A 25178-nucleotide genomic window follows, 5' to 3' on the forward strand; every position below is an offset into this window, starting at 1 on the left:
CTTTTTTTTCGATCGAGATCGAGATCGCCATGACCATGACCGAACAGCTGAATGCATTGGGCTCTATCCTGGCTCAAGGCAGTTTACACAGCCTGTTCCAACCGATCATCTGCCTGTCCGAGCGGCGTATCCTCGGCTACGAAGCCCTCAGCCGTGGCCCGTCCAACAGCCCGCTGCACTCCCCGGTCGCCCTGTTTGCCGTGGCCGGCCATGCCGGGCGCCTCAGCGAACTGGAAATAGCCTGCCGCGAAAGCGCATGCCGACGCTTCAGCGAGCAGAAGTTGCCGGGCAAGCTGTTTCTCAATATCTCGCCGGAATCCCTGATGGAAACCGCGCACCAACCGGGCCGCACCCTGCAACTGCTGCGGGACTTCGGCATCCCCCCCAGCCAAGTGGTGATCGAACTCACCGAGCAGTCGCCCACCGACGATTTCGACCTGCTGCAAACCGCCCTGCATCACTACCGCGACATGGGTTTCGCCATCGCGCTCGATGACTTGGGCGCAGGCTATTCCAGCCTGCGCCTGTGGTCGGAACTGCGTCCGGATTACGTGAAGATCGATCGGCACTTTATCGACGGCATCCACCAGGACGCGCTCAAGCGCGAATTTGTCGGCTCTATCCTGCAGATCGCCCGGGCGTCGCGCGCCCAGGTGATTGCCGAAGGCATCGAGCTGCCGGAAGAGCTGGCGGTGCTGACCGAGATGGGGGTCGACCTGATCCAGGGTTATTTGCTCTGTCGTCCCCAAGAACACCCGCCGCAGGAAGCGCGCCTGATGCTACCCAAACCCGATAACGCCAACATTGCCCTCAGCGAAGAAGGCAGTGACCTCAGCGCCCTGCTCAACGAGCAGCCGGCAGTGAATCAGGACACCGCCACCGCCCAGGTGCTGGAGTCCTTCCGCCGCCAGGCCAACCTCAACTCCCTGGCGGTACTGGATGGGCGCGACCGGCCGGTCGGGATTGTGCATCGCCATTCGTTGTCCGACGCCCTGCTCAAACCGTTCGCCACCGACCTGTTCGCGCGCAAGCCGATCAGCCGCCTGATGAGCGATGATTTTCTCGCGGTGGAGTTGAGCCAGTCCCTGCAACAGGTCAGCCGGCTGCTGACCAGCCGCGCCCGCCAACGCATCGAGGAAGACTTCATCATCACGCTGAACGGCGACTACCTCGGCCTGGGCCGGGTGATCGATGTGCTCAAGCTGATCACCGAGCTGAAGATCCAGCAGGCGCGCTACGCCAACCCGTTGACCCTGCTACCGGGCAACGTGCCGATCCAGCAGTGCCTGACGCGACTGTTGCAGCAGCAACGCGAGTCGGTGATTTGCTACGTGGATATCGACAGCTTCAAGCCGTTCAATGAGATGAAGGGAAGCGTTTTGAGAAAAAATACACAGAACGATACGCCTATGTTTTATCTAGGTTTTTCAGGAAATGAAGCTGAATTAAGGGCACATTTAGATGATGAAGCGGTGATCGATTAGGAAAATCGAACCTGACAAACCAGCGGCAATTTGCCATGATCCACAGCCCCAATCGACGGGGCTTTTTTATGGAAAAAAAAATGAAAGCACTAGCCATACTGTTCAACATAGCTTCGCTGGCAACGGTGGCATGGCTGATGTTCAGCAAAGGTATGCCGAGAAATGATGAGTGGGGAATCATCATTGCCTTTGCTGGTGCAAACATTACGTCACTGATTGTAATTTTGACCACACAAGACAGTTCATTTTTGGGCCTTTGGCTTCAAAGAAAGAAACTGGAAGAACAGCAGAAGATTGACCGCCTGAAATCGAAGTAGAAAGGATTGAATCGCCCACTTAGCAAGCTGTTCTGGATCGGTTTGTACAAATTTTCACAAGGCCGTAAACGAGATGAACGGACGTGTTTTTTACAAAAAATGCGTGACGAGTCGGACACGGCTAACCAGATGATCCGCCTCGTCGCGGGGCGGATTCAGCAGACCCATGATCTTGTGCCGAAGAAATGAAAAATCTGAAGCGATGGATAGACCAAGCTCGCCACCAAGCGAGGGAAAGAAAGGTTCATCTCCAGATTGAAATGTGATCAGTTTTCGAAAAGAAGTCTGCCTAAGAAATCGCTATAATAAGAAGGGAATTCGATTACGCATTTTGTCAAAGCTTCTCCCGAGTTTTTTATTCGGACTTTAAGTGATTCGTTTGATTGAGGAAGTACCTTGGCTAAAGCTTGAGAAATGTGACGGTCAGAAACCCCCAACTCATAAAACGAAATCTCATCAGAGGATGAGAGACCGTATCTAAGCTTTTTCTGTAACAAAGATAAATTATCAAGTAATTGCTGATCAATTTCTGGCTTTATAAGCTTCAACAGCTCTATTATAGAACCTAAAATCAGTGTGCCATCGTAAGCGATTCCAGATTCACATGCAGAAATAGTGTGTTCATTTGTGATTACACGTCTTTTAGTTCCCCAGATGTATTTTGCTCCCGACAAAGTTAGGTACGAGCTAAGAGCATGATACGGACTACCTTTTATCCATTCGGAAACGAATGACCTTAAATTATCGGGTGAATCGATTTTGTTAAGATCTTTGCTTTTTGACTGAGAGTAAATAAATGGCCATAAAATATCCAGTGCTTGAGCTTCGTCGGTGCACTCCTCTAAAACTTTGATATTTGAAACTGCCCACTCCTTTATAGTTTGTGCTTGTGTCAGCCCGAAGAGTGTTCTGCCAAATGCACGCCTTTCTATTTCAAGGGGGCAGTAAATTTCAATATTTTTTGCAATTAGATCAAAAATTGAAATTATAGTTTTTCTGTCTTCCTCGCTACTTAAACTGTATGCCAATGTCTGCTGAGCCAAATGCACCGCACCGTCTTCCCCAAACACTTGCTTTGTATCATCCCAGTGAGCAAGTAAATACCCTTCTATTGAAGCGATAATATTGGCTTTTTTCTCAGCTTGATCAAGTACGCCTTCGACCGTAAACTTTAACTTGCTGTTGTTTTTAGCAAATTCAATTAAGTGCTTTAATAGCTCCTTGGGAGACTTGAGGTAGTACTCCAAATATGCTACAGCGTCTATATTTAAGTAGCTTTTCCCGTCATCGCTTGCAATGGGGGCTAGTATATTCAATATACTACTTGTGCACGGCTCTGAATTTTCAAAGTTGAGAATCTTTTTAAATGCTGCCCACTTCCATCTACCGTCACTAGACGATTTCATATCAAAAACATCGGGATCTGCAAAAATGATACTGCCTTCAGTATACATTCCAGATCGACCAGCTCTACCAATCAGATTGTGAAAGTCTCTCACTTTAATCATTTTTCCTGCTTGGTAGATACTTGTGACTAGCAGATACCTTATTGGGAGATTGACACCCTGTGCAAGAGTGGACGTGCATATAATAAATTTTATCAAACTTTTTTGCATTGCATATTCTATCGCAACCCTCAAACCTTGAGGCGTATTACTGCTATGACAATAAACCCCTAGGTGAGAGCACTTCGTCACATCACTTGTTTTCCCTAGATGAATCAGATGCAGATTTGACAACTTCTCAACCTCTGCCTCATCCGAGTAAGATCGCGGGCTAGGAATCGGCATATCTCTTGAATACACTTCTACGGCCAATTTAGAAAGCGTTGATACAGACGCTTTCACTCCGCAAAATATCGCAACACTACCATTGGGAACCAGCTTCAAACCTAAAAATGTTGCAATACTCTTCCCATCGGTTTTATCAGGAAAAAACTTTTCATTTCGCTCTCTTGCTTTGGGTAACAGCTTATACTTTTCTATGACTCTAGGTACGAAGAATGTTTTTTCGTCCGTATTTTCTTGCTCTACAAACTCCAGTCTACCCAGAGAGTCTTTCCAGCTTGCGAATGCAACAGTTCTATATGTTGATAGTATGTTTGACCCATCAATATTTATTCCATCTTCACCATTGAGCCAATCACCAATTTTTTGTGAATTATTAATTACTGCAGAAATAAGAATTGTCTGGGTTTCTTTGGGAATTAAAGACTTTAATGACGCAAGTAAAAGCTCATAAGTTACTCCTCTAGGACCACTGTCAAATTGGTGGCCCTCATCGTAAATTACGACTCCGATACGCTCTGCCAAATCTGGAGATTGGCGTAAAACATACATTAGCTTTTCAGGAGTAAGGACCAATATGCTATCTGTTTCTATGGATGTAAAATCAAGATCAAGAAACCCGTCCAAATTAAAATCAGTGAAGTCCATTTGTGGTACATCAGAAACACCATCAATGCTTATCAACTCCCCTTCGAAATTCTTTACCAACTCGCTTCTTATTTCTTGACAAAGAGCTTTGAAAGGAGCGACAACAACCGCCAAGCTTGCTCTAGCAGACAGAAAGGCACTACGGATAATTATTTCGATCGATTTTGTTTTTCCTGCACTTGTCGGCATTTGAATTATTGCGGATGTACTCCTGAGAACCCCTTGCTCACCTAGTATTCGTTGAGAAGGCCATAACTCTTTTATTGAGCTATCTTTTTTTAGGTACTCCATCCAGCTATCTTTTGCCAACCCTGAATATAGAGGCAACAATGTCCAAGATGAGTTTCTGATTCGAAAACTAGTTATTGCACAGATTATATCTGCAAATAGCAACTCTCGATCTGAACCTATGTCATAAGCTTTGGCTCTAAGTTTACATAGCTCACTTTCAACACTGGAAAATCCTTCTCCCGAATTATAATATGCCAAAATTGCACTGGACAAACCCAGAATATTGATTCTGTATTTTTCTCTAGCGTCTGTGAAAGGGGTAGTGAAATTTCCTTTCAAAAGCCAATGCAGCAAATCCTCCAAATTCGATGCATCTAGATAAGGGCACGATAGGGGTAGCTTTCTAATTAAGACGGAAGAGCTACCCGGCAGATCGCATAGATAATAAGATGAAGACGCTAGCAGCATTAAGTAAGGATCTAGATCTTCGTCAAGTTTTGATTGAAGGTATGAATCAAAAAATTGGGCGGAGAATTGCAGGTCACTTTTTAGCTCTGCTAATCGCTCTTTAGACGTGCCTATCGAATTTATCGCTGAGCATATCTCTCCAAGTGTCGCGATTGAGAGTATCAGTAGCTGAGAAGGATCACTAGTTGTTTGAATGTGGTGTTCATCAGGGATGTTGTATTCGTACATTTTGGCTTTTGAACGAGTTACACCCAGTAAGACACGCGATGCTCTTTCAGGCTTCATCGGCTGCTCGCTTGTAGAGGCTATTTACCAAACTCATAAAATCTTTGCTTTTTATAATAATCAGCGAGAGTGAGCTTTTGTTGGGATGCACAGACGTATCTGAAACAGAAGCTTCTAATGGATCATATATTTTGCTTTCATAAAGAGCTACTGCTCCATAAAGATCTTTATACGGCCTATCGGCTGGATTTTGGAAACGGCCAATTTTTTGTGCATCTTGAATGTTTTTAACATCAAAGAGTCGCTGTCTTATGGCATTCAGTGACTCTGCCTTCCTAAGATTGTCTTTGCCCGAGTGGTTGATTGCTTCTTGAAGTCTCGCATTTGCTTTCCTTCCAGAAAGTTTCGCTTTGACTTCATACATAGCTAGGCAGTCATTAGGGGAGTCTATTGAGGATAGTATTTTGAATGCTAGAATATCGGAGCCTTTAGTAGATTCATTCCTTATTGTTTTCCTATCGTACCTTGTTCGAGGAACCCAGTAGTTTGAGACGTATTCTAGATAATCTGACACTAATATTTCTGCAAAGTCACCGGATCTAGTTCCGGGACCGAAACCATCCTTTTCAGTTGGGAACTTTAAATCATCTAAATACTCTGTTCTACTTTTCCCCGTAGATTCTCGTAGGAAATCGATCTCTGAATCACTGCAATATTGATTTCTAAAATGCTTGGCCCACTCGGAAAGTATTGAGTTATCGTCAGAATGCAATAGCTCAAATACTTTAACAGGGGCTCCATCTTTCGTTGACAGTGCGACACCAGTATCTTTTAACCAATCAAGATAACTTAATAGGAACGCCATTTTCACTTGACCCTATAAGCTTGTCGTGGGTCTAGATGCTCTTTTTTTATCACCAGCTTAAAATGCAACGACTCTGATAACTCAAGTGCTTTTTCAATCATGCTGTACTCCTTTACTAGCTTAGTTTTTTCTTAATTTCACCCTATATGAATTCTTAGCTGATGTCGATTGGCCACTGGATTTACAGCTTTCAGCGGAGGCCGTTCATTTTTTTTCGCTGTGGAAGTCGCCCATATCCCCAAATTTCTTCGCACGGGTTTTTCGTACTCCTCTTAGGTCAGCCAACTCAGCCATAGAGTGAGATGAACCCCTTCAATAGACTGTACGGGAGCGTTTTGTACAATTTTTCACAGGGCCGTAAAACGACCTAAAGGGATTTCACTGTTTGAATTTTATTGACGTGCCTCGGCCTTCGTCTTCCCAAGACAGCGAGCAAGGAGCCATCCCGGACAATTCAACACAGGTCAGGATCACAATTGACTTTCCTCCCGCCTCATACACGGACGGTGAGCTCTCTCCTGAAAATAGGTAGATGACAACGAACTGGTGCTAACAGGCACATAACGGAGCCTTGTTTCAGGCGTATGGATAAGGAATAAACTGTTCGGATATACAGTCTTTAAAAGTATCAGCCAAGCATACCTGTTCAGAAACTTACCATCCCCACTAACGCTGACTTTGAATTATGCTATTACAGATAGATGGCAAATCGACACCTCAGAAAAACTCAGGTAAAGTCAAAATCTGTCGAAAATAGCTAGGGAGGGGCTGTCGAATGTCAAGGGCCGCAGATTATACAATTCAAGGCTTTCTGTATCAGTTCAATAAAACACTTGTTGAAATACTTAAAGCACCTGACGATGCAGTAATCCATATAGAAGGCATAGTTGAGGATATTGAGATCCAAACAGCAACAGGTTTGGAGGCAATACAATGTAAATATCATGAAACACAAGAAAAATTTGCATTAAGCATTTTATATAAACCACTTCTACAGATGATGCATCACTTCCACTTAAACAATGACCAAACAATAAAATACAAATTATTTTGTCATTTTCCCATGGACACAGAACACCCAGAAATAACAATAACAAAGTCGGATATTGAAGCGACCCTAAAAACAAAAAACCTAACACTTCAAAAATACACAACAGCACTTAACGGCTTTATAAATGTAGAAAAATTTCTAAACCAGTTCTCCATTGAAATTGGAGATTCACTGGACAATATGACCAAAGAAATCTACTCGCTTCTAGGTACTAATGGCATACCGAGCGAAGACATAGATATTTTGGCCTATCCTAATGCTATACAGTATATTGCTGATCTGAGCATAAAACACAACTCAGATCAACGCACAACCACAAAAAAAGAGACCATTCAACTCCTTCGAGCCATAAAAAGAACAGCAATATCAAGATGGACTCTCTCGTTAAAATCAAGAAAAGAAATACTCAAAGAAAGAAGAAGCCAGCTAAAGTCCAATCTTGATAAAAATGTCAGGCTACGATACCTAATTATCGACCCAGAACAAATTGACAGCTTTGAAGAAAATTTTGTTATTTTCATTCAAGACTTCCAAGAAAAATATCACTTCAAGCAATCTCACACTTGCACACCAATGCTATGTTTAATGACGCAAAAGGAGCAAGCACGGCAGATCCAGCTAAGACTAGAGCTTAAAGGTGTGATCTGTAACGACGGAGTAATTGCCGGAATTCAATTTGACGAAAGTCGATTCTTTAAAGAGCCTATAGTCAAAAAACCCAGAGGATCAGAAGCCCAAAGAGAATTCGACATTAGAATAATCTGTTGGGCAGACGCTATCCCAACGATAAATAATAAAAAAGCAGACGACATTTTCATATTCGCGGCATCTATACCAGACGAACTAGACACAAGAGACATAAACATAGAGCTTCTTTCAACACGTTCCTTAACAGAAATAAAATATGTCATGGGGATTAGCAATGTCTTTGAATAAAATCGGCCAAGTTCTTTCATGCTCACCAAGCACAATAACAATCACAATCACTGATTTAAAAACTTTTGAAGAACACAAAAAAGAATTACAAATCGGAAGATTACTAAAAATATCCCAAGGCAATAACGACTTTACAATTGCCACTATTAGAAACGTTAAGGGGATTGATACCCAGCATGGCGAGGGTTCCACGCATTGGCAGTTCCAAGTAGAATGTCAGGCAATTGGAACAATAGACCTAGATGGAGCATTTGACAGAGGCAGTCTATTATTACCAGTCCCTACAGAACCAGTCTATATTGCAGACCATGACACCATTGAAAAGCTTTTTGCCGCAGATAATGAACATGACTTCCCACTAGGACAGCTTTCATTAAATAAAGATATAACGCTTAAAATAAACGGCAACCGCTTCTTCAGCAAACATATAGCAATCGTAGGCTCAACGGGATCAGGAAAGTCCTGTACTGTTGCGAGAATACTGCAAGACGCAGTAGGAATCTCAGATTCGAAAAATCAAAGCATCTCAACTCAAAACAACTCTCACTTGGTGATATTTGATATTCATGACGAATACACCGCAGCATTCGATCTACACAAAGATGAAAAGTTCTCTTTAAATCGACTTGACATTGATTCACTCCAACTTCCCTACTGGTTGATGAATTCGGAAGAGTTGGAGAGCATGTTCATTGAGAGCAACGAATCCAACTCGCACAATCAGGTAAGCCAATTCAAAAATGCCGTAACCCTCAATAAGGAAAGGCACAATCCGAAAATTGAAGGTATAACCTATGACACACCTGCGTATTTTTCGATAAGAGAAGTTTACCAATACATAGAAAATCTCAACCGAGAAATTATTGGCAGACTTGATGGAGAAGATTGCCCCAAATTTTTAGATGGAACCTTAGTAAGCGATAGAACCAATCACTATTTCAATAAGAAATGTTTATTTGTCCCGCAATCTACAGCAAATGCTACGAAAGCTGGGAACGGCCCATTTCATGGAGAGTTTAATCGATTTGTTTCAAGACTAGAAACAAAACTATCCGACAAGAGATTAAAATTTCTCTTGAACGCCGAGAAAGCAGACGGCTCGCCCTACAACACTGAAGACTTTCAAGACCTAATGAAGCAATTCATTGGTTACATTAACAAATCTAACGTAACAATAATTGACCTTAGCGGCATTCCGTTTGAAGTACTCAGCATCACTGTAAGCTTAGTCTCTAGACTTATCTTTGACTTTTGCTTTCACTATTCAAAATTACAACATGCTAAAAAGTCCCTAAACGACATTCCGGTTATGATTGTTTGTGAAGAAGCTCATAACTACGTCCCTAGAAATAATGATGTAGCATATAGATCCTCCAAAAAATCTCTAGAAAGAATTGCTAAGGAAGGACGGAAATACGGATTAAGTTTGATGATTGTTAGTCAGCGACCTTCTGAGGTTTCAGAAACTATTTTCGCACAATGCAATAACTTCCTATCACTTAGACTTACAAACGACGCAGACCAAAACTACGTCAAACGTCTTTTTCCGGATAATGCAAACTCTATTACGGACATACTTCCAAATCTATCTCCCGGTGAATGTATAGCTGTAGGAGACGCGATATTACTACCAGCCGTAATCAAGATGCCATTACCATCTCCAGAACCTCATTCCAAAAGTGTAAAAGTTCACAAGGAATGGAGAGAGTCATGGAGAGAAATAAGCTTTGAAGATGTAATCAAACGCTGGAGGAAAGAATAGCAATAATTACAAGCTGGGTGTTAGGCACTTCAAATGCCTGACACCAATCAGCTTTCTCTATCCTTGGTAAACACCTTGTTTAAATGACCTACCTGCTGAATCATACTTTATTACTAAATATCGCTCACAATCTTCTTTCATACCGCCTCGCCGCTGACCAATGTACAGCTTATAAATTTCCTCGCCTCTATTGCTCCATTTACTTCACCAGCATCTGGTCAACCCAAAGTTCTCAGTTTACTTTCACAAAACGGTCCCATTCAACGACATCTATGGCTACGGGCGTGGCGATGAAGTGCTGCTGTGCCTGGCGCAATGCCTGAATGACCGGGTCGACCCCAGCCGCGACTTTGTCGGGCATATCGGCGGCGATGACTTTTTGCTGGTGCTCGGGCCGCAGGATTGGCGCAAACGGCTCAATCAACTGCTGGACGATTTCCACACCCAATGCCGACGCTTCTATCGCGCCGAACATCTGGACGCCGGCTGCTTTGTGGCCTTGAACCGCCAGGGTGTGCGCCAGGAATATGCTCTGTTGTCGCTGTCCATCGGCGTGGTGCATTTGTATCCACAGGCCTGTGGACAACTCGATGCCAGCCAGTTGGCGGAGCTGGCGTCCCAGGCCAAACACCATGCCAAGGACATCGCCGGTTACAGCATCCACGTGATCGACAGCCTGGATATGTTGCCCCTGCCGGTTTAAGCCTCGGCGGATTCCGGGTACTCGTATTCGAACACGCGCACCACCTCCGAAGCGTGCCAGGACGCGGCGGCCACGCCATCGGAAGGCCCGCAAAAACGCCCCAGGCGCTCCACGCATTCAAAAAAACCGGTACGCGGCAGGCGGCTGGCACCCTGGCTGATCACCAGGGAACTGCGCAATGGCTGCTCGGCCTTGGCGTCCAGCGCCGCCAGATGTTCCAGGGCGGCGGTGAGGGTCTGCATCGCCGGCGTGGGAAATTGCAGGCGCTCCAGCAGCGCACGGTAAGTCAGCAAGTGGCGCTGGCGGCGCGCCTGGTCCAGTTCGTGGAGTAACCCATCCCAGTGTTGACGGCTGATACGTAGGCTCAAGATTCATCCCTCCAACCTGCCACGCCCAATTCCCAGGCCAGACTGCGGCGGATCGCGGCATCCGGCTGGCGTTCACCACTTTCGATCAATCCGAGGTACGAGGGGCTGATCCCCACGGTACGGGCCAGGGCTTCAATAGCCAGGCCCTTGGCTTCGCGCAAGCCGCGCAGGTCTGCAAGCGGGTGCAGGTCCTGGGCTGGCGCGGCGTGGGCAGTAGAAGAAGGTGCTGATGCGGGTTGCTGCTGACCGGCGGCTTTTAGCAGCGCCTGGTACTGATCCCATGGCAACACCGCATATTCGGGTTCGACATCCCGTGAAATTATCTGAATATCCATGACAGCCCCGTAGGATAACAACACTTACTAAGTAAGCACTTTCCTTAAGCGCTTTCCTAAGGAGTGTAATCCTAACAGCCACAAAGGTCGCAGGGGGATCGCCGTATCATGGGGTTTTTTGCCGGTTTTCCTGGGCCAGCAGCGCGGGCGTCGCAGGCAGGCGCTCAACCACGGCGAGCTTTTCCGGACGCTGCGCCTCACGCCAGGCGCGAAAGGCGCTCAGTTCGGCGCTCAGGCTCTTCATGACCCAGGCCAGCACGGCGATGTCGTCGAGCATGCCGAACATGGGAATAAAGTCCGGTATCGCATCGATCGGACTGAGGAAATACATCAGTCCTGCGACGACCGACACCAGCGCCTTCGGGCTGATCGCGCGGTACTCGCCCCGCCAGTAGGCCAGGCACAGGGCCTGGAGCAACTTGAGGTCATCCTTGAGCTTACCGAGGCGGTTGCCCTGGCTTGCGCCCTTGGCCGCCACGGCGAACAACAGCGTCGGCAAGCGCCCACGCCCCAGCAAGCGCGCGGCCATGGGCAGAAAACGGGCGAAATTGAAGGGTGGTTTCATTCGGCACTCCAGTTCCATGGGACAGAGAAGGTTATCCACACAAATTGTGGATAACCTTGTGAACAGAGCCGGTTTTCACCGCTGAGAGCCACGGTTTACAAGGCCTTCAGTCAGATCGGGCGTTTTTTGCGCACATCAAAAAAACCCAAGAATTCATTGACTTGGCGCTTGCGTCCGGCTACCTGCACTCGAGTCTTGATCAGACTGCCGCACCTTGCGGACGTTCGTTTGGGTTTGCACAGGCTTGAGTGTGCAAGCGTGCGGCAGAAACAACAACGCCCCGTCGAGACGGGGCGTTGGGTGTTCAGGCGCCGATTACTTCTTGGCGGCTGGTGCGTCAGGAGCTTCAGCCTTGGCCGGGTCCTTGATGCCCAGCAGTTCCAGGTCGAATACCAGCACGGAGTTGGCCGGAATCGCCGGGCTCGGGCTCTGGGCACCGTAAGCCAGGTCGGACGGGATGTACAACTCGACCTTCTCGCCGACGTGCATCAGTTGCAGGCCTTCGACCCAACCCGGAATCACGCCGCTGACCGGCAGGTCAATCGGGCTGCCGCGATCCACGGAGCTGTCAAAGGTGGTGCCATTGGTGAGCTTGCCGGTGTAGTGAACAGTCACTACGTCGGTCGGCTTAGGCTGAGGGCCGTCGGCTTTCTTGGTGATCTTGTACTGCAGGCCGGAAGCCGTGGTGACTACACCGTCTTTCTTGGCGTTGTCTTCGAGGAATTTCTTGCCGGCGGCTGCCGACTCTTCGCTCATTTTGGCCATGCGTTCTTCAGCACGCTTTTGCAGTGCGGCAAACGCTTCAACCAGTTCGTCGTCTTTCAGCTTCTGCTCTTTCTTGCCGACGGCATCTTCAATGCCCTGGGCTACCGCTTTGGAATCCAGGTCATCCATGCCTTCTTGGGCAAGGCTTTTGCCCATGTTCAGGCCGATACCGTAGGAAGCTTTCTGCGCCGGGGTTTTCAGCTCTACGCTGGTCTGCGAATCACAACCCGCAAGTACCAGGCTAACCAGGGCCACCGCCGCCGCCAACCGATGCTGTTTCATGCTATTTCCTTGTTCATGCGCCAAAAGGGCAATCGAATAAAGTCGCGAGCTTATCAGGCGGCCACGACCAATGGCTACCGGCATCTGAGCAGGAAACTTCTGATAAGTTCACGTGTTTAAACGCATTTTCATTCATGATGGGCGCCCGCGACGGATAGCGGGACTGCCTGTCGGCAGGACCATGGCCACTTGCCGCACCTGTGGCGTAGTGGCATAACAACGCAATCACTCGACAAGGATAGTTATCTTGCGCATTTTTTCCCGTGTTTTATTGCTGATTCTCGCCCTGCTGGGCCTGATCCTGGCGGTGGTGCTCTATTACACCGTCAACCCCAGGCTGCCGGACTACGTGCCCGTGGAACAGGTACGCTACCAGGACCAATGGAGTGCCGCCGACCGCCAGACCTATTACTTCACGCCCCAGGGCACCCAGGTAAAAGGCCTGCATTACGACTGGTTCACCGCGCTGGAACTGCCGTTTTCCGAACAGCGCTTCGCCGCCCCGGAGTACCTGGCACGCTTCGGCTTCCTGGTCGACCCCAAGCAAGTGCCCAGCACACAAAACCCCGGCAACCTGCCGGTCGGCTTCGCTCGGCACAAGAATGCCGGCAACAATACCGAATACCTGGACATCACCTGCGCCGCCTGCCACACCGGCGAACTGCATTTCAACGGCCAGGCCCTGCGCATCGACGGCGGTTCGGCCCAGCACGTGCTGCCGTCCAGCGTGCCGACCTTGCGCGGCGGCAGTTTCGGCCAGGCCCTGGTGGCCAGCCTCGCCGCGACGTATTACAACCCCTGGAAATTCGAGCGCTTCGCCCGCAAGGTGCTCGGCCACGATTACGACACTCACAATGAACAACTGCTGCGCCAGGACTTCAAACAGTCGCTGAACCAGTTCCTCAAAGTCGCCTGGAACGACACCCATCGCGGCCTCTACCCCACCGAAGAAGGCCCGGGGCGCACCGATGCCTTCGGCCGCATCGCCAACGCCAGCTTCGGCGACGCGATTTCGCCGGACAATTACCGCGTCGCCAACGCGCCGGTGGACTACCCGCAGCTGTGGGATATCTGGACGTTCGACTGGGTGCAGTGGAACGGTTCAGCGCAACAACCGATGGCGCGCAATATCGGCGAAGCCCTCGGCGTGGGAGCCACCCTGGGCTTCTTCGACAACGCCGGCCAACCGCTTCAGGGCGACGCGCGCTACCCGTCGAGCGTGCGGGTGCGCGACCTGAACCTGATCGAAGAAACCCTGCAGCGCCTCAAGCCGCCGACCTGGCCGGAAGACCTGTTCGGCGCCATCGACAAGCCCCTCGCCGCCCAGGGCCGCGCACTGTTCGTCGAAAACTGCGCCGGCTGCCATGTGCCGGCCGTCACCCAGCAAAATGGCCGCCCGGTACAGCAACTGAAGATGCTCCCGGTGGACGCCATCGGCACCGACCCTGGCGCCGCCAACAACATTGCCGACCAGCGCTATGACCTCAGCGCCTTGAAATGGGACCCGGCGGAGCTGGCCAAACTGAATGTCGAGTTGCACCCCACGCCCACCGAACCGCTGGACCTGAAAAAAATCTCCGTAGCCAAGGGACTGGCCTACGTCACCGCCTTCGTTGAAGACCACGCCTACCGCGCCGCTGGCGTTACCCCGGCCGAGCGCCCACGCCTGGACGGTTACGGCCTGCCCATCGGCGTGCGCGAATTGCGCGCCTACAAAGCGCGGCCACTGGCCGGCGTGTGGGCCACCCCGCCGTTCTTGCACAACGGCTCGGTGCCGACGATCTACCAGTTGCTCTCGCCCCAGGACGAGCGCGCCACCACCTTCTATAAAGGCACCTTCGACTACGACCCGCGCCACCTGGGCTTTCAGACCGACGCGTTCAAAAATGCCTTCCTGTTCGATACGCGCATCACCGGCAACCACAACAGCGGCCATGAATTCCGTGCCGGCCAGCGTGGCAACGGGGTCATCGGCCGCGGCCTGCTGCCCCAGGAACGCTGGGCGCTGCTCGAATACCTCAAAGTCCTCGGCGGCCCGCTGGAGCAACAACTGCCATGATTATCCACTCGCACAACCAGCAACCTTCCATGCTCGCGCGCCTGTGGCTGCGCCTCGGCGCCGTGCTCGGCAAAACCCTGGCATGGCTGCTGGCCCTTGGCCTGCTCGGCTGGCTGGCCGCCACCGCCTGGTACGCCTGGCAGTACAGCGGTCCGGTGTCGCCGGATGAGCAGATCCCGTCCGGTGAAGCGGCAATGACCCAAGGCATTATCCAGACGGCAGTGCGTATCGTTGACCAACACCGCGAAGGCACGCGCTACCTGCGCGACGCCCACGCCAAGGCCCACGGTTGCGTGAAGGCCGAAGTCAGTGTGCTGGCCGACCTCGACCCGGCGTTACGCCAAGGTGTGTTCGCCGAACCGGGCAAGACCTGGCACGCCATGATGCGGTTGTCCAACGGCAACGCCTACCCGCAATTCGACAGCATCCGCGATGCGCGCGGCATGGCCATCAAGCTGCTCGACGTGCCGGGCAAACAGCTGCTCGCCGACCAGCAAGCGCGGGCCGAGCAGGACTTCGTGATGTTCAGCCACCCGAACTTCTTTGTCAGCGACGTGGCCGAATACGCGCAGAACATCGGGGCCCAGGCGGACGGCAAGAAGGTCCTGGCATTTTTTCCCAAGCTCGACCCGCGCAGTTGGCAGGTGCGCCACCTGTTCATCGCCCTGGCGACCCTGGCCCCCGCGCCAGCCAGCCCGACCCAGACCACGTACTTTTCCGTCTCGCCCTACAAGTTCGGCGCGGCCAACGCCAAGTTCCGCGTCGCACCCGACCCGCAAAGCTGCCCGGATTACGTGCAGCCCAAACAGAACCAGGACCTGCCGAACTTCCTGCGCAGTGCGCTGAACCAGCAACTGTCCACCGACCGCGTGCCGGCGTGTTTCGTGTTGCAGATCCAGCGGCAGAACCCGCAGAAGTTCATGCCGATCGAAGACACCAGCATCGAATGGAAGGAAAGCGATGCGCCCTATGAAACCGTGGCCAAGGTGACGATCCCCGCCCAGGATTTCGACACGCCGGCGCTGAACCTGGCGTGCGACAACCAGTCGTTCAACCCGTGGTTCGGGCTGGAGGCGCACCGCCCCATCGGCGGGATCAACCGGTTGCGTAAAGCGGTGTACGAAGCTGTCAGCGACTATCGGCATAGCCGCAACTTGTAAGGTTGGGGCTGTGTGGGAGGGGGCTTGCTGCCTCCCACATTTAGATCTCATTACAATAAGCAGATGTTGTGTCGTTCTGCTTTTCGTAAAGAATGCGTATAGATTGCCAATTCACCATAACGATTACGTCGCCTCTATTGAGTCACTAAGCGCGAACGTTCTACCGTCACTTCCTACCCCCAAACATCCGTAGGAAGTCATCGTGGAAAGTTCAACTTTAGGCATGGTCGTCCTCTCAATGATTGCACTCTTCGGCACCGCCGCGTTTTGCTTCGAGCACCTCGCCACGCGCAGCGAGAAGAAAAAGAAAGCCAAATAAACAGCGCGTCAACATCAGCAGGACCCCAGTTTTTCAAGGGATACCCGGGCGGCGGGCTATCCCTTTTTTTCGTTCGCCCCGCATAATTTCGTCTCTATACCGTCTTAATACCGCCGCCGCTAATCAGTGCCTGGGCTTGATACCCCAGCGATTAACCTCCCCGCGTCCGCCATTGCGGCTTATTCATTCAGGGGAGTTACACCGTGCTCACACTCACGTTCATTTATATCGCCAGCGGCTTATGCGCCGTGGGGCTGTTCGTTTACTTGGGCTACGCACTTATTCGCGCAGAAAAATTCTAGGGAGTTCGCCATGTACAACCTGATGTTTATTGGCCTCTCCCTGGTGTTTTTTGTTGCGACCGCCATGGGCGCTCGGGCCAGCCGGTCCACCTGACGCCCATCGAGTACCGCTTGCTCTGCGCGATGATTCGCGGCCAGAGCCGGGTGCTGACTCACCGGCAACTGCTGCTGGAAGTGTGGGGCCTGGACTACGTCGACCGCGCCCACTACCTACGTGTACACATGGCGCATTTGCGGCAAAAACTCGAGGCCGACCCGGCGCAGCCGCAGTACTTCATTACCGAGTTGCAGGTGGGCTACCGGTTGGTCGGGTTGTGAACAGGCGCGCGGCGGCGAAGTCCACGAACACGCGGATTTTCGGCGAGAGATGGCGGCTGGACGGCCACAACGCCCAGAACTGGCCCTCGTCCTCGCAATGGTCCTCCAACACGGTGTCCAACTGCCCTTGGGCGAGCGCCTCGCGGGCGAGAAAGTCCGGCACGTAGGCAATGCCGTGGCCATCGACGGCGGCGCTGAGCATGGCTTCCATATTGTTCAACGTCAGCGCCGTGGGCAGGCGCAACGCCGTGATCGCGGGGTTGGCGGACAACGTCCAGTCCATGATTTTGCCGGTGGTGGCAAACCGATAACGCAGGCATGGGTGGCGCTCAAGATCGGCGAGGGTTGCCGGCCGTCCGTGCTCGCGCAGATACGCGGGCGATGCACACAGCACAAACCTGAACGGCCCCAGCTTGCGGGCCATCAAGCTCGAATCGGCCAGGCCGCCGCTGCGGATCACCACGTCGAAGCCCTCCTCGATCACATCCACCAGGTGGTCGTTGAAATCCAGTTCCAGCTCGATCTCCGGGTAGGTCTGCCTGAACGCGAGCATATGCGGAAAGAGAAAGCGGTAGCCGATGGTCGGCAGGCTGACGCGCAATTTGCCACGGGGCGCTTGTATGGCATGGGAAAGCATGGCGCGGGCGTCGTGCAGGTCGTCGAGAATTTTCCGACAGCGCTCGTAGAACAATTGACCTTCGGCGGTCAGTCCGACTTTGCGCGTGCTGCGGTGCAGCAGGCGCACATTCAGCGAGGCTTCGAGTTTGGCGACATTCTTGCCCACCGCCGAGGCGGAAACCCCCAGTGCCCGCGCTGCCCCCACGAAGCTGAGGGCTTCTGCCGTTTTGACGAAGGCGATCACGCCGCTGAGATTATCCGTCACGCTATTACATCCATTTAGTCCGTTATGAGTGGAATGTAAGGCTGTTTATCGACGATTGCATCCTGCCTAGAGTCTTTGTCTTCATAAAACAGCCGGAATACCCCCATGCACACCACCACCGAGACCCTGCCCGCCCCGGGCCGCCATGCCATCCTGGCCGCGATTTGCCTGGCGGCGTTGGTGTTACCCATGAGCTTTACCGGCGGCGCTGTCGCCACGCCATTTATCGGCCAGACATTCGCCGCCCACCCCACGCAACTGGCGTGGATCACCAACGCGTTCATGCTCAGCTTCGGCAGCTTGTTGATGGCCGCCGGCACCCTCGCCGACCGCTATGGGCGCAAGCGCCTGTTTTTATGGGGCATGGCACTGTTTACTGGCGCCTCCCTGTGGCTGACGGTGGCACCGGGCATGCTCTGGCTGGATGCCTTGCGCGCACTGCAAGGCGTCGCGGCGGCCATCGCGCTGGCCAGCGGTTGTGCGGCGCTGGCCCAGGAATTTGACGGGCATGCGCGCACGCGCGCCTTCAGCCTGCTGGGCACCACCTTCGGCGCGGGGCTGGCGTTTGGCCCGCTGTTGTCGGGGCTGCTGATCGAACAGTGGGGCTGGCGCGCGATTTTCCTCGGCACGGCCGTGCTGGCAGGCCTCTCGCTCATGCTCGCCGCGCCGACCCTGCGAGAAAGCCGCGATCCCCGGGCACTGCGCCTGGACACGGCCGGCGTGCTGACGTTTTCGGCCATGCTGGTGAGCTTGACCACAGCGGTCATCCTCGCGCCGGAACAGGGTTGGGGCGCGGCGAGCACGCGGTACCTGCTGGCGGCGGCCGCCGTGTTGCTGCTGGTGTTTATCCTCGTTGAACATCGCGTCCGCCACCCGATGCTCGACCTGCAGCTGTTTCGCTTTGCGCGCTTCCTTGGCGTGCAACTGCTGCCGATCGGCACCTGTTACTGCTACATCGTCCTGATCGTGTTGCTGCCGCTGCGCTTTATCGGCGTCGAAGGCCACGGCGCGTCCGAGGCAGGCTTGATGATGCTCGCACTGTCGGCGCCCATGCTGGGGGTGCCGATGCTCGCGGCGACACTCACGCGCTGGCTGTCGGCGGGCGTGCTGTGCGCCATTGGCCTGCTGATCGCGGCGGCGGGCTTGTATGCGCTGAGCCTGGTTCAGGGCGGCCTGTCGTGGCAGACAGTGGTCGCGATGCTGATCATCGGCATCGGCACCGGGTTGCCATGGGGCTTGATGGACGGGCTGGCGATCAGCGTGGTTCCCAAAGAACGTGCGGGTATGGCGGCGGGGATTTTCAATACCACACGCGTGGCCAGTGAGGGCGTGGCGCTGGCGGTCACCCTGGCGGTGTTGAGCGCCTTGGTTGCGCATCATCTGCCGCAGCACACGACGCTGGACGTTTCCGTCATTGCGCAGAGCCTGGTCATGGGCAATGTGCAGCACGCCAGTGCGAGCCTGCCCGTGGCGGTGTTGCGCACGGCCTATATCGCCGGCTTCAACAACTTGTTGCAACTGCTGGCGGGCGTCACCTTGCTGACGGCCGCGGCGGTGCTCATTTTCCTCGGTCGACGCCCCATCGCGCCCCTCCACGCCGAGGCCGCACAGGGAGCGCCGAGCTGAATGGCAGGCACAAAAAAAGGTTCTTCACGGAATCCCGGGAAACACAGAAACAAGAACGCCGATTTGATGGATGATGTTCGTGCGAGCAAACACATCTAAAAAACCGGCGTTCTTGTGCGCGATATTAATACTTTTCTTCCCTTTTGGGAGGGCTTTTCTGTCGTCACGATCAAACCTGACGGCGATGCCTGTAGGCGCCGACGCCAAATTGAACCAAGTGCCGATGCAAGACTGACCCCACCTCAAATAGACACCAATGTAGAACAGGCAATGGTTTTTGAGGAATCAGACTGGGTCAGAGACATCTCGGCAACTAGGTCAATTCGGCGTCGGCGCCAACAGGCAACTTAAACAGACGGCATTAAGGTTTAGCACAACGGCGAAAAGCTCGCGGGCAGGTAGACGATAGAATGCATGGTTCGCAGTTGCGGCCCTGAGTTTTCCGGAGGCCAAACTCCGTCGGCCACTGCGCGCGTACGCACGTCAAGGCGTTGCTCCAAGTTGGTGTAGGGCCAGATGTGCAGGTAGCGAGGTAGGACGCCCGAGGTGGCGTAAAAAGCCGCATACACCGATGAGTAGTTTGCGCCAGTGCGCGCCGACACGGCTTTGGCCCAGCCATCGAGAGTCGGTTGCAGGCCGGAAGGAATCAGATCGTATTCACGCAATTCGTAGAAAGGCCCGTGGGCGCCGGGAGCCAGGGGCTTGAGGAAGGGAAACAGGCAGTAGTCGTCGGCCTGCATGTCGAGCAGGAATTCGCCGATACCGAAGGCATCGTCAGCCAGCAGATAACGCTCACGTTCGGCCTGGCGCAGTGCTTCACTGGGAAAGCCGCGTAGCAGAACGATGCGATTCTGCGGACCAATCTCCGAGAGCCAGCAGCCCATCAACTCTACGCCATCCAGGCTCTGCGCCAGGGCCGCTTCGATACGTGCCAGGGCGACGGTCGGGGTGCGCACGCGCACGGTGAAGGTGATCAGTTCATACAAGCGCATGGGTACTCCAATCGGTCAGTAGGCCCGCACAACGGCGGGCCGCATGTTGAAGGTCAGCCATTCGGCCGAGAGGTCATCTATGTCAGGGCAGCCCATCAGGTTGAGTGTACGTCGCAGCTCCTCTGCGAGCAGGTCGAGCGCACGAGCCGTGCCGGCCTCTCCCGCGACCGCGACGCCATATAGGCTGGCTCGCCCTAGCAGCACGGCATCGGCCCCCAGAGCCAGGGCCTTGACGATGTCGCTACCTCGGCGGATGCCGCCATCAAGCAGCAGTGTCAGGCGGCCACGGGCCAACGGTGCGATCAGGCGTAGGGCATCGAGTCCGCTCGCCGCGCCGTCCAACTGCCGCCCACCGTGATTGCTGATCACCACACCATCCAGCCCCAATGCGATGGCGCGCTCGGCATCTGCCGGGTGCAACACGCCCTTGAGCAGCAATTGCCCGGCCCACTGGTCACGCACGCAAGCCAGGGCGTCCCAATCGAGGAGCGTATCCATCTGCTCACCGATAAATTGCATCGAGCCCAGAGCCGTGCGTTCGTCTTCAGGCAGGTAAGGGTCGAGGTTCCCCATCGATGGCAAGCCATGGGGCCACATCACCTGACGCAACCAACGTGGATGGCGCAGCACCTGCAGCTTGTTGCGCAGGCTGAGCTGGCGGGGCCGCACGAAGTTGCGCCGGTCCCACTCGCGATTGCCCAGCACCATCGCATCGCAGGTCAACAATAGGGTACTGACACCGGCCTCCCTAGCGCGGGCCAGGAGGCTAGCCTGAATGCTCGCATCGCGCATGGCGTAGAGCTGGAACCACAAATCGACGCCAGGCACCTGGCGAACGATCGTCTCCAGTGCGGCATTGGCCACAGTACTCAGACAGAAAGGCACGCCTCGCGCGGTCGCGGCTCGCGCCAAGTGAATATCCGCATCACGGTGCAACATGCCGTTGTAGCCAGTGGGACCGATCAGCAGCGGCAATGCAGCCGACTTGCCGAAGAGCGTGCGGGCGGTACCTGGTACATGGCAAGGCACTAACGCGCGCTGCTGCAGGCCGACTTCGACATAGGCCTGGCGATTGCGCTGCAAGGTCAGCTCATCCTCGGCGCCGCCGGCCAGGTACTCCCAGACGAAATGGGGCAGACGCTGGCAGGCCAGCGTTGCCAACTCAGCAATGCTATGGACGCGACTCAAGTCGGTACCGCGGTAATAACGACGCATGTTTCGATCCTCAGCGATACCTACGGTATCGTCCAACGGTAAAAAAACTCGGGAGAGCGACCCGGGCAAAGGAGCAGGAACTCCATAAAAAGGACACTAGGCGCTTGCCTCCTGCATGGCATATGGGCGATTACGGCTGATGCTGAGTAGAGTCAGGGTCGTGATCACGCTGAAGAACACCAGCATCAGCGATACCGGCCAGGCATCGCGGTAAACGGCGAACAGCGCCGTAGCAGCCAGAGGCGCCAGACCGCCGGCAAAGATCGAGGCGATCTCATGCCCCATGGCCAGGCCGGTGTAGCGCACATGGGTGGGGAACAACTCGCCCATAAGCGCCGGCTGGGTGCCTATCATCGCCGCATGGCTAAACGGCAGGCCAAGCAACAAGGCCAGGTACACCAGCAGCGGCTGGTGAGTGTCCATCAGCCAGAAGAACGGAAACGCGAACAGCGCGAGGCTCACCGAGCCGATGGCATACACCGCACGCCGGCCGATACGATCGGACAGCCAGCCCCAAAACAGAATGCTGAAGGCCTCCACGGTCATCGCCAGCATCACCCCGATCAGCACCACCTGAGTCGACAGGCCGGTGAACTTGGCATAGGCCATGGAGAAGGACAGGAAAATGTAGGCACCACCATTCTCCGCCACCCGCAGCCCCATAGCCTGCAGTACCGCCTTGGGATGCTCGCGCAGAACCTGGAGCGCGGGCGGGTGCGCCTGAACCTCATTTTTTGCGACCGCCGCCTGGAACTCGCGACTTTCCGGCAGGCGCCGGCGAATGTAGATGCCGACACCAAAGATCAAGATGCTGAGCAGGAACGGCAGGCGCCAACCCCAACTCATGAAGTCCGGTTCAGGCAGCATCTGTACCAGGTAGAAAGCTACGGCAGAGAGTACGAAGCCGCCCGAAACACCCAGTTGACTCCATGCCGCGTAGAAACCTACTCGTTTGGCTGGGGCGTTCTCGCTGAGCATCAGCACCCCTCCCCCCCACTCACCACCCGAGGCGATGCCCTGAACGATGCGTAGAATCACCAAACAGATCGGTGCCAGATAACCGACCTGCTCGAACGTCGGCAACAGGCCCATCAGGAAGGTCGCTCCCCCCATCATTGATAGAGTGATCACCAGGGCGTTTTTGCGGCCATGGCGATCCCCAAGATGGCCGAATATCAGCCCCCCCAACGGTCTGGCGACGAAGCCAACGGCAAAGCCGGCAAAAGCACCGAGAGTGCCGATCACCGGGTCGGTGCCGGGCGGGAAGAACAACGGACCGAACACCAGGGCAGCGGCGGTACCGTAGAGAAAGAAGTCGTACCACTCCAGGGCGTTGCCGAACACCGAAGCGACGACGATGCGGCGCAGCGACCTGGGTTGTTCACAGTGAGCATGCATAGAAAACTCCACATCCATGCTGCCCGCATACGGTTTTCGCCATAAGCGGGCAAGGGGTCGACGTCGAGTCTGCTCACGACCTCACAAGCCAGGGCCAGACAAAAGTAGCTTCACCCTATCTGACCGACTCGAAACAGATCGCGGGCAGCCTCTTAGAAAACGTTCCAGGTGTAGGTGACGTAGACGCGGTTCTCGCTGAAGTCATGACCGAAGTCGCGCTGCTGCACCAGATAGTTCTTCCACTCCACGCCTACGCCTTTTAGCAGCCCCTCCTGCACCACGTATTTCACGGCGAGGTCGCGCTCATTCTCTGCGCCATCCGGGCGACCGGCCTGGGCGATGTCGCTGCCCTTGATGAAACGGCTACTGAAGGCCAGGCCCGGCAAGCCCAGCCCGGCGAAGTTGTAGCCGTAGCCGAGCCCCCAAGAGCGTTCTTGTGGACGCATGAATGGCTGGTTGGCCCAGTTCAGCAGGTAGAACTGCGGGATGTAGCCGTTGGGCGTCGGGAAAATGCTTTCGCCGAACATGCGCTGATAGACGATGCTCGCCTTGTGTCCCCCCTTAGTCAGAGTGAAGCCGCCGGAGAATGCGCGGTTATCGATCTTACCGTTCAACGCGTCACCGTCTTCCTTGTTGTTGAAGTAACGCGCATCGGTACGCAGACGGAAGTCACCACCTAAGTCGACAGTGTGGGCGAAGCCGACGTAGTGCTGTTTGTAGATGTCATGCATCACGCCATAGAAGTAGCTGGCCTGGAAGTTCTTGGTAACGTTCCAAGTCGCACCGCCGAAGTCCAGGCCTTTGTCGCTATCGAGGTTGTCGGTGGAGCCGTACTTGTAGAACTTTTCGTGGTTGGACGATTCGCGAGTAACCGCTGACCAGAAACGTCCACCGGTGAGGGTAAGACCGTCGATTTCCTTGGACTCGACCACAGCCCCCTGGAAGATCGTGTCAAGCTGACGGCTCGGGTCGTGCCAGGCGACTGGCAATTCTGGTCGCATATCACCGACCTTCAGTTCGGTCCTGGAGTACTTCATCTTTAATGTGGCACCCGCGCGGCCGTAGTTATCCGAGGCGCGGCCGCTGCTGGAGTCCATAGGCAAAGAGCCGTCGTCGCCATGGGAATCCAGGCGAATAGCGTACTGGGCATCCACGTCCATACCGAACTGGATCGGCGTATTGGTATAGCCAGACGTAAATTGCAGGTCGAAGCCCTGGGACCAGTTGCCGACCTTGGACTGGACAGCGTCGCTGGTGGTGAAGTCACGGTCCAGATAGAGATTCTTCATGTCCACCTTCAGGTGGCTGTCGTCGACCAGGTCTGCCTGTGCGGCTATCGGTGCAATGCCCCCACCGATAAAGCACAGACTTTTAAACACGCATGCAAGTGATGATTTTTGGAACATGTGACGCTCCTTTTTTTATCCGGCGAGCCGGCTGTTGTGGTGTGAGCAGATCAACAAAAATCGATAACTTGGCAGTCAATTCACGGGGTGCTCTGAACGGCACAGTTATCCGCGAAGCAGGCAACAAGAGCCCTTCCCCGGCACGCAAGCGTCGGGGGTTTTATAGGTTTGGAAGATTTTTAAGTTACGACCAATACAGCGTCAGGACAGCGCCTTGGATACGTCACAGAGCTTGTGATATGCCCGGTTGAAGTACACCAATCCCTCTTCAGCACTGCCCTCTTTGATACGCAGAACTTCGCAGTAAAAAATGCTGTGCGAACCCACTTCATGAACTTGAGCGATGCGGCAATCGAAGTTGACCAGAGCCTCCTCCATCACCGGCGAACCACTTTCCAGGGACGTCCAGGCGGTCGAGGAAAATCGCTGATCGGAGCCAAGCTCGCGATTGGCGAATACGCCCGAAATGTCCTTCAGGTCTGCACTCAGTACATTCACGCAAAGCACACCGTTGTGCTTGAAGTGCGCGTTAGAAGAGGACGCGCGGTTCATACACACCAGCAGAGTGGGTGGTGAATCGGTAACACTGCACACCGCCGAAGCAGTGAAGCCAAAACGTCCTGCGGGGCCATCGGTGGTGATCACCGAAACGGCGCCTCCGAGTCGGGACATGGCATTGCGGAATCCGCTTACATCGACCATCGCTTT

At 53.7% G+C, this 25178-nt stretch carries 19 protein-coding genes and 3 pseudogenes; 10 read left to right on the forward strand and 12 right to left on the reverse strand.

The features are described from left to right. Positions 1-29 precede the first annotated feature (29 nt). Both AC07W0_RS22395 and AC07W0_RS22400 read left to right on the forward strand, forming a co-directional pair. A pseudogene (locus AC07W0_RS22395) lies at positions 30-1373 on the forward strand (EAL domain-containing protein); the annotation flags it as partial. 191 nt (positions 1374-1564) lie between these two features. Next, a complete protein-coding gene (locus AC07W0_RS22400; protein ID WP_102618348.1) occupies positions 1565-1801 on the forward strand; it encodes a hypothetical protein in 237 nt (78 codons plus the stop codon). A gap of 266 nt (positions 1802-2067) precedes the next feature. Here AC07W0_RS22400 and AC07W0_RS22405 read toward each other — a convergent pair whose 3' ends face one another. Next, positions 2068-5220 (reverse strand): DEAD/DEAH box helicase, encoded by a 3153-nt coding sequence (locus tag AC07W0_RS22405; protein WP_102618349.1) that lies wholly within the window; start codon positions 5218-5220, stop codon positions 2068-2070. Next, entirely contained in the window at positions 5210-6025 is an 816-nt protein-coding gene (locus AC07W0_RS22410; protein WP_102618361.1) for a Hachiman antiphage defense system protein HamA, read from the reverse strand. The genes AC07W0_RS22405 and AC07W0_RS22410 overlap by 11 nt, the downstream gene beginning before the upstream one ends. Before the next feature lie 775 nt (positions 6026-6800). Between AC07W0_RS22410 and AC07W0_RS22415 the strand changes: the two genes are divergently transcribed. From AC07W0_RS22415 to AC07W0_RS22425, 3 genes and pseudogenes are all read left to right on the forward strand, one after another. Further along, positions 6801-8012: a hypothetical protein gene (locus AC07W0_RS22415; RefSeq protein ID WP_102618350.1), complete on the forward strand. Its 1212-nt coding sequence runs from the start codon at positions 6801-6803 to the stop codon at positions 8010-8012. Further along, entirely contained in the window at positions 7999-9774 is a 1776-nt protein-coding gene (locus AC07W0_RS22420; RefSeq protein ID WP_102618351.1) for an ATP-binding protein, read from the forward strand. Before AC07W0_RS22415 ends, AC07W0_RS22420 begins: the two co-directional genes overlap by 14 nt. Before the next feature lie 256 nt (positions 9775-10030). After that, a pseudogene (locus AC07W0_RS22425) lies at positions 10031-10477 on the forward strand (diguanylate cyclase domain-containing protein); the annotation flags it as partial. On the opposite strand, the gene AC07W0_RS22430 reads toward AC07W0_RS22425, so the two are convergent. From AC07W0_RS22430 to bamJ, 4 genes are all read right to left on the reverse strand, one after another. Then, positions 10474-10845 carry a hypothetical protein gene (locus AC07W0_RS22430; protein WP_017846885.1) on the reverse strand — a complete coding sequence of 124 codons (372 nt, stop codon included), beginning with the start codon at positions 10843-10845 and terminating at the stop codon, positions 10474-10476. The pseudogene AC07W0_RS22425 and the gene AC07W0_RS22430 overlap by 4 nt on opposite strands. Next, complete coding sequence (locus AC07W0_RS22435) at positions 10842-11180, reverse strand: helix-turn-helix domain-containing protein (RefSeq protein WP_102618362.1); 339 nt, start codon at positions 11178-11180, stop codon at positions 10842-10844. The genes AC07W0_RS22430 and AC07W0_RS22435 overlap by 4 nt, the downstream gene beginning before the upstream one ends. A 106-nt stretch (positions 11181-11286) precedes the next feature. After that, positions 11287-11745, reverse strand: coding sequence for a YkvA family protein (locus AC07W0_RS22440; protein WP_017846883.1), 459 nt, complete (start codon positions 11743-11745; stop codon positions 11287-11289). A gap of 315 nt (positions 11746-12060) precedes the next feature. Further along, on the reverse strand, positions 12061-12792 hold the full coding sequence (gene bamJ, locus AC07W0_RS22445; protein WP_017846882.1) for a BamJ family beta-barrel-assembly machinery protein: 732 nt from the start codon (positions 12790-12792) through the stop codon (positions 12061-12063). A 247-nt stretch (positions 12793-13039) separates the two neighbouring features. On the opposite strand from bamJ, the gene AC07W0_RS22450 reads away from it, so the two are divergent. From AC07W0_RS22450 to AC07W0_RS22465, 4 genes and pseudogenes are all read left to right on the forward strand, one after another. After that, positions 13040-14851, forward strand: a complete 1812-nt coding sequence (locus AC07W0_RS22450; protein ID WP_102618352.1) for a di-heme-cytochrome C peroxidase — start codon at positions 13040-13042, stop codon at positions 14849-14851. A gap of 29 nt (positions 14852-14880) precedes the next feature. Further along, positions 14881-16011, forward strand: a complete 1131-nt coding sequence (locus AC07W0_RS22455) for a catalase family protein (protein WP_371918430.1) — start codon at positions 14881-14883, stop codon at positions 16009-16011. Positions 16012-16533: 522 nt separating this feature from the next. Next, on the forward strand, positions 16534-16632 hold the full coding sequence (gene kdpF / locus AC07W0_RS22460) for a K(+)-transporting ATPase subunit F (protein ID WP_076964610.1): 99 nt from the start codon (positions 16534-16536) through the stop codon (positions 16630-16632). 69 nt (positions 16633-16701) lie between these two features. After that, positions 16702-16950: pseudogene (locus AC07W0_RS22465) on the forward strand (winged helix-turn-helix domain-containing protein); the annotation flags it as partial. On the opposite strand, the gene AC07W0_RS22470 reads toward AC07W0_RS22465, so the two are convergent. Then, the gene (locus AC07W0_RS22470; protein ID WP_102618354.1) at positions 16910-17833 is read right to left on the reverse strand and encodes a LysR family transcriptional regulator; all 924 of its coding nucleotides are present in this window, start codon (positions 17831-17833) and stop codon (positions 16910-16912) included. The pseudogene AC07W0_RS22465 and the gene AC07W0_RS22470 sit on opposite strands and share 41 nt — an antisense overlap. A gap of 105 nt (positions 17834-17938) precedes the next feature. Between AC07W0_RS22470 and AC07W0_RS22475 the strand changes: the two genes are divergently transcribed. Further along, positions 17939-19459, forward strand: coding sequence for an MFS transporter (locus AC07W0_RS22475; protein WP_102618355.1), 1521 nt, complete (start codon positions 17939-17941; stop codon positions 19457-19459). 368 nt (positions 19460-19827) lie between these two features. Here the strand turns inward: AC07W0_RS22475 and AC07W0_RS22480 are convergent, their stop codons facing one another. The 5 genes from AC07W0_RS22480 to AC07W0_RS22500 all read right to left on the reverse strand — a co-directional run bounded on the left by AC07W0_RS22480 (position 19828) and on the right by AC07W0_RS22500 (position 25172). Continuing rightward, positions 19828-20451, reverse strand: a complete 624-nt coding sequence (locus tag AC07W0_RS22480; RefSeq protein WP_017846876.1) for an NIPSNAP family protein — start codon at positions 20449-20451, stop codon at positions 19828-19830. Between the two features lie 15 nt (positions 20452-20466). Further along, on the reverse strand, positions 20467-21666 hold the full coding sequence (locus AC07W0_RS22485) for an alpha-hydroxy acid oxidase (RefSeq protein WP_017846875.1): 1200 nt from the start codon (positions 21664-21666) through the stop codon (positions 20467-20469). Positions 21667-21762: 96 nt separating this feature from the next. After that, on the reverse strand, positions 21763-23064 hold the full coding sequence (locus AC07W0_RS22490; protein ID WP_102618356.1) for an MFS transporter: 1302 nt from the start codon (positions 23062-23064) through the stop codon (positions 21763-21765). Positions 23065-23216: 152 nt separating this feature from the next. Further along, positions 23217-24470, reverse strand: a complete 1254-nt coding sequence (locus tag AC07W0_RS22495) for an OprD family outer membrane porin (RefSeq protein ID WP_017846873.1) — start codon at positions 24468-24470, stop codon at positions 23217-23219. Positions 24471-24671: 201 nt separating this feature from the next. After that, positions 24672-25172, reverse strand: coding sequence for a flavin reductase (locus tag AC07W0_RS22500; RefSeq protein ID WP_026140007.1), 501 nt, complete (start codon positions 25170-25172; stop codon positions 24672-24674). Positions 25173-25178: the final 6 nt, after the last annotated feature.

Source organism: Pseudomonas sp. GW704-F2 (assembly GCF_059423025.1).

Bases quoted from the DNA above. Each gene is read 5' to 3' on its own strand.
- AC07W0_RS22405 (WP_102618349.1), bottom strand. From the start codon at position 5,220: ATGAAGCCTGAAAGAGCATCGCGTGTCTTACTGGGTGTAACTCGTTCA.
- AC07W0_RS22490 (WP_102618356.1), bottom strand. From the start codon at position 23,064: ATGCATGCTCACTGTGAACAACCCAGGTCGCTGCGCCGCATCGTCGTC.
- AC07W0_RS22420 (WP_102618351.1), top strand. From the start codon at position 7,999: ATGTCTTTGAATAAAATCGGCCAAGTTCTTTCATGCTCACCAAGCACA.
- AC07W0_RS22485 (WP_017846875.1), bottom strand. From the start codon at position 21,666: ATGCGTCGTTATTACCGCGGTACCGACTTGAGTCGCGTCCATAGCATT.
- AC07W0_RS22440 (WP_017846883.1), bottom strand. From the start codon at position 11,745: ATGAAACCACCCTTCAATTTCGCCCGTTTTCTGCCCATGGCCGCGCGC.
- AC07W0_RS22400 (WP_102618348.1), top strand. From the start codon at position 1,565: ATGAAAGCACTAGCCATACTGTTCAACATAGCTTCGCTGGCAACGGTG.
- AC07W0_RS22500 (WP_026140007.1), bottom strand. From the start codon at position 25,172: ATGGTCGATGTAAGCGGATTCCGCAATGCCATGTCCCGACTCGGAGGC.
- bamJ (WP_017846882.1), bottom strand. From the start codon at position 12,792: ATGAAACAGCATCGGTTGGCGGCGGCGGTGGCCCTGGTTAGCCTGGTA.
- AC07W0_RS22415 (WP_102618350.1), top strand. From the start codon at position 6,801: ATGTCAAGGGCCGCAGATTATACAATTCAAGGCTTTCTGTATCAGTTC.
- AC07W0_RS22495 (WP_017846873.1), bottom strand. From the start codon at position 24,470: ATGTTCCAAAAATCATCACTTGCATGCGTGTTTAAAAGTCTGTGCTTT.
- AC07W0_RS22480 (WP_017846876.1), bottom strand. From the start codon at position 20,451: ATGCGCTTGTATGAACTGATCACCTTCACCGTGCGCGTGCGCACCCCG.
- AC07W0_RS22455 (WP_371918430.1), top strand. From the start codon at position 14,881: ATGCTCGCGCGCCTGTGGCTGCGCCTCGGCGCCGTGCTCGGCAAAACC.
- AC07W0_RS22410 (WP_102618361.1), bottom strand. From the start codon at position 6,025: ATGGCGTTCCTATTAAGTTATCTTGATTGGTTAAAAGATACTGGTGTC.
- AC07W0_RS22475 (WP_102618355.1), top strand. From the start codon at position 17,939: ATGCACACCACCACCGAGACCCTGCCCGCCCCGGGCCGCCATGCCATC.
- AC07W0_RS22435 (WP_102618362.1), bottom strand. From the start codon at position 11,180: ATGGATATTCAGATAATTTCACGGGATGTCGAACCCGAATATGCGGTG.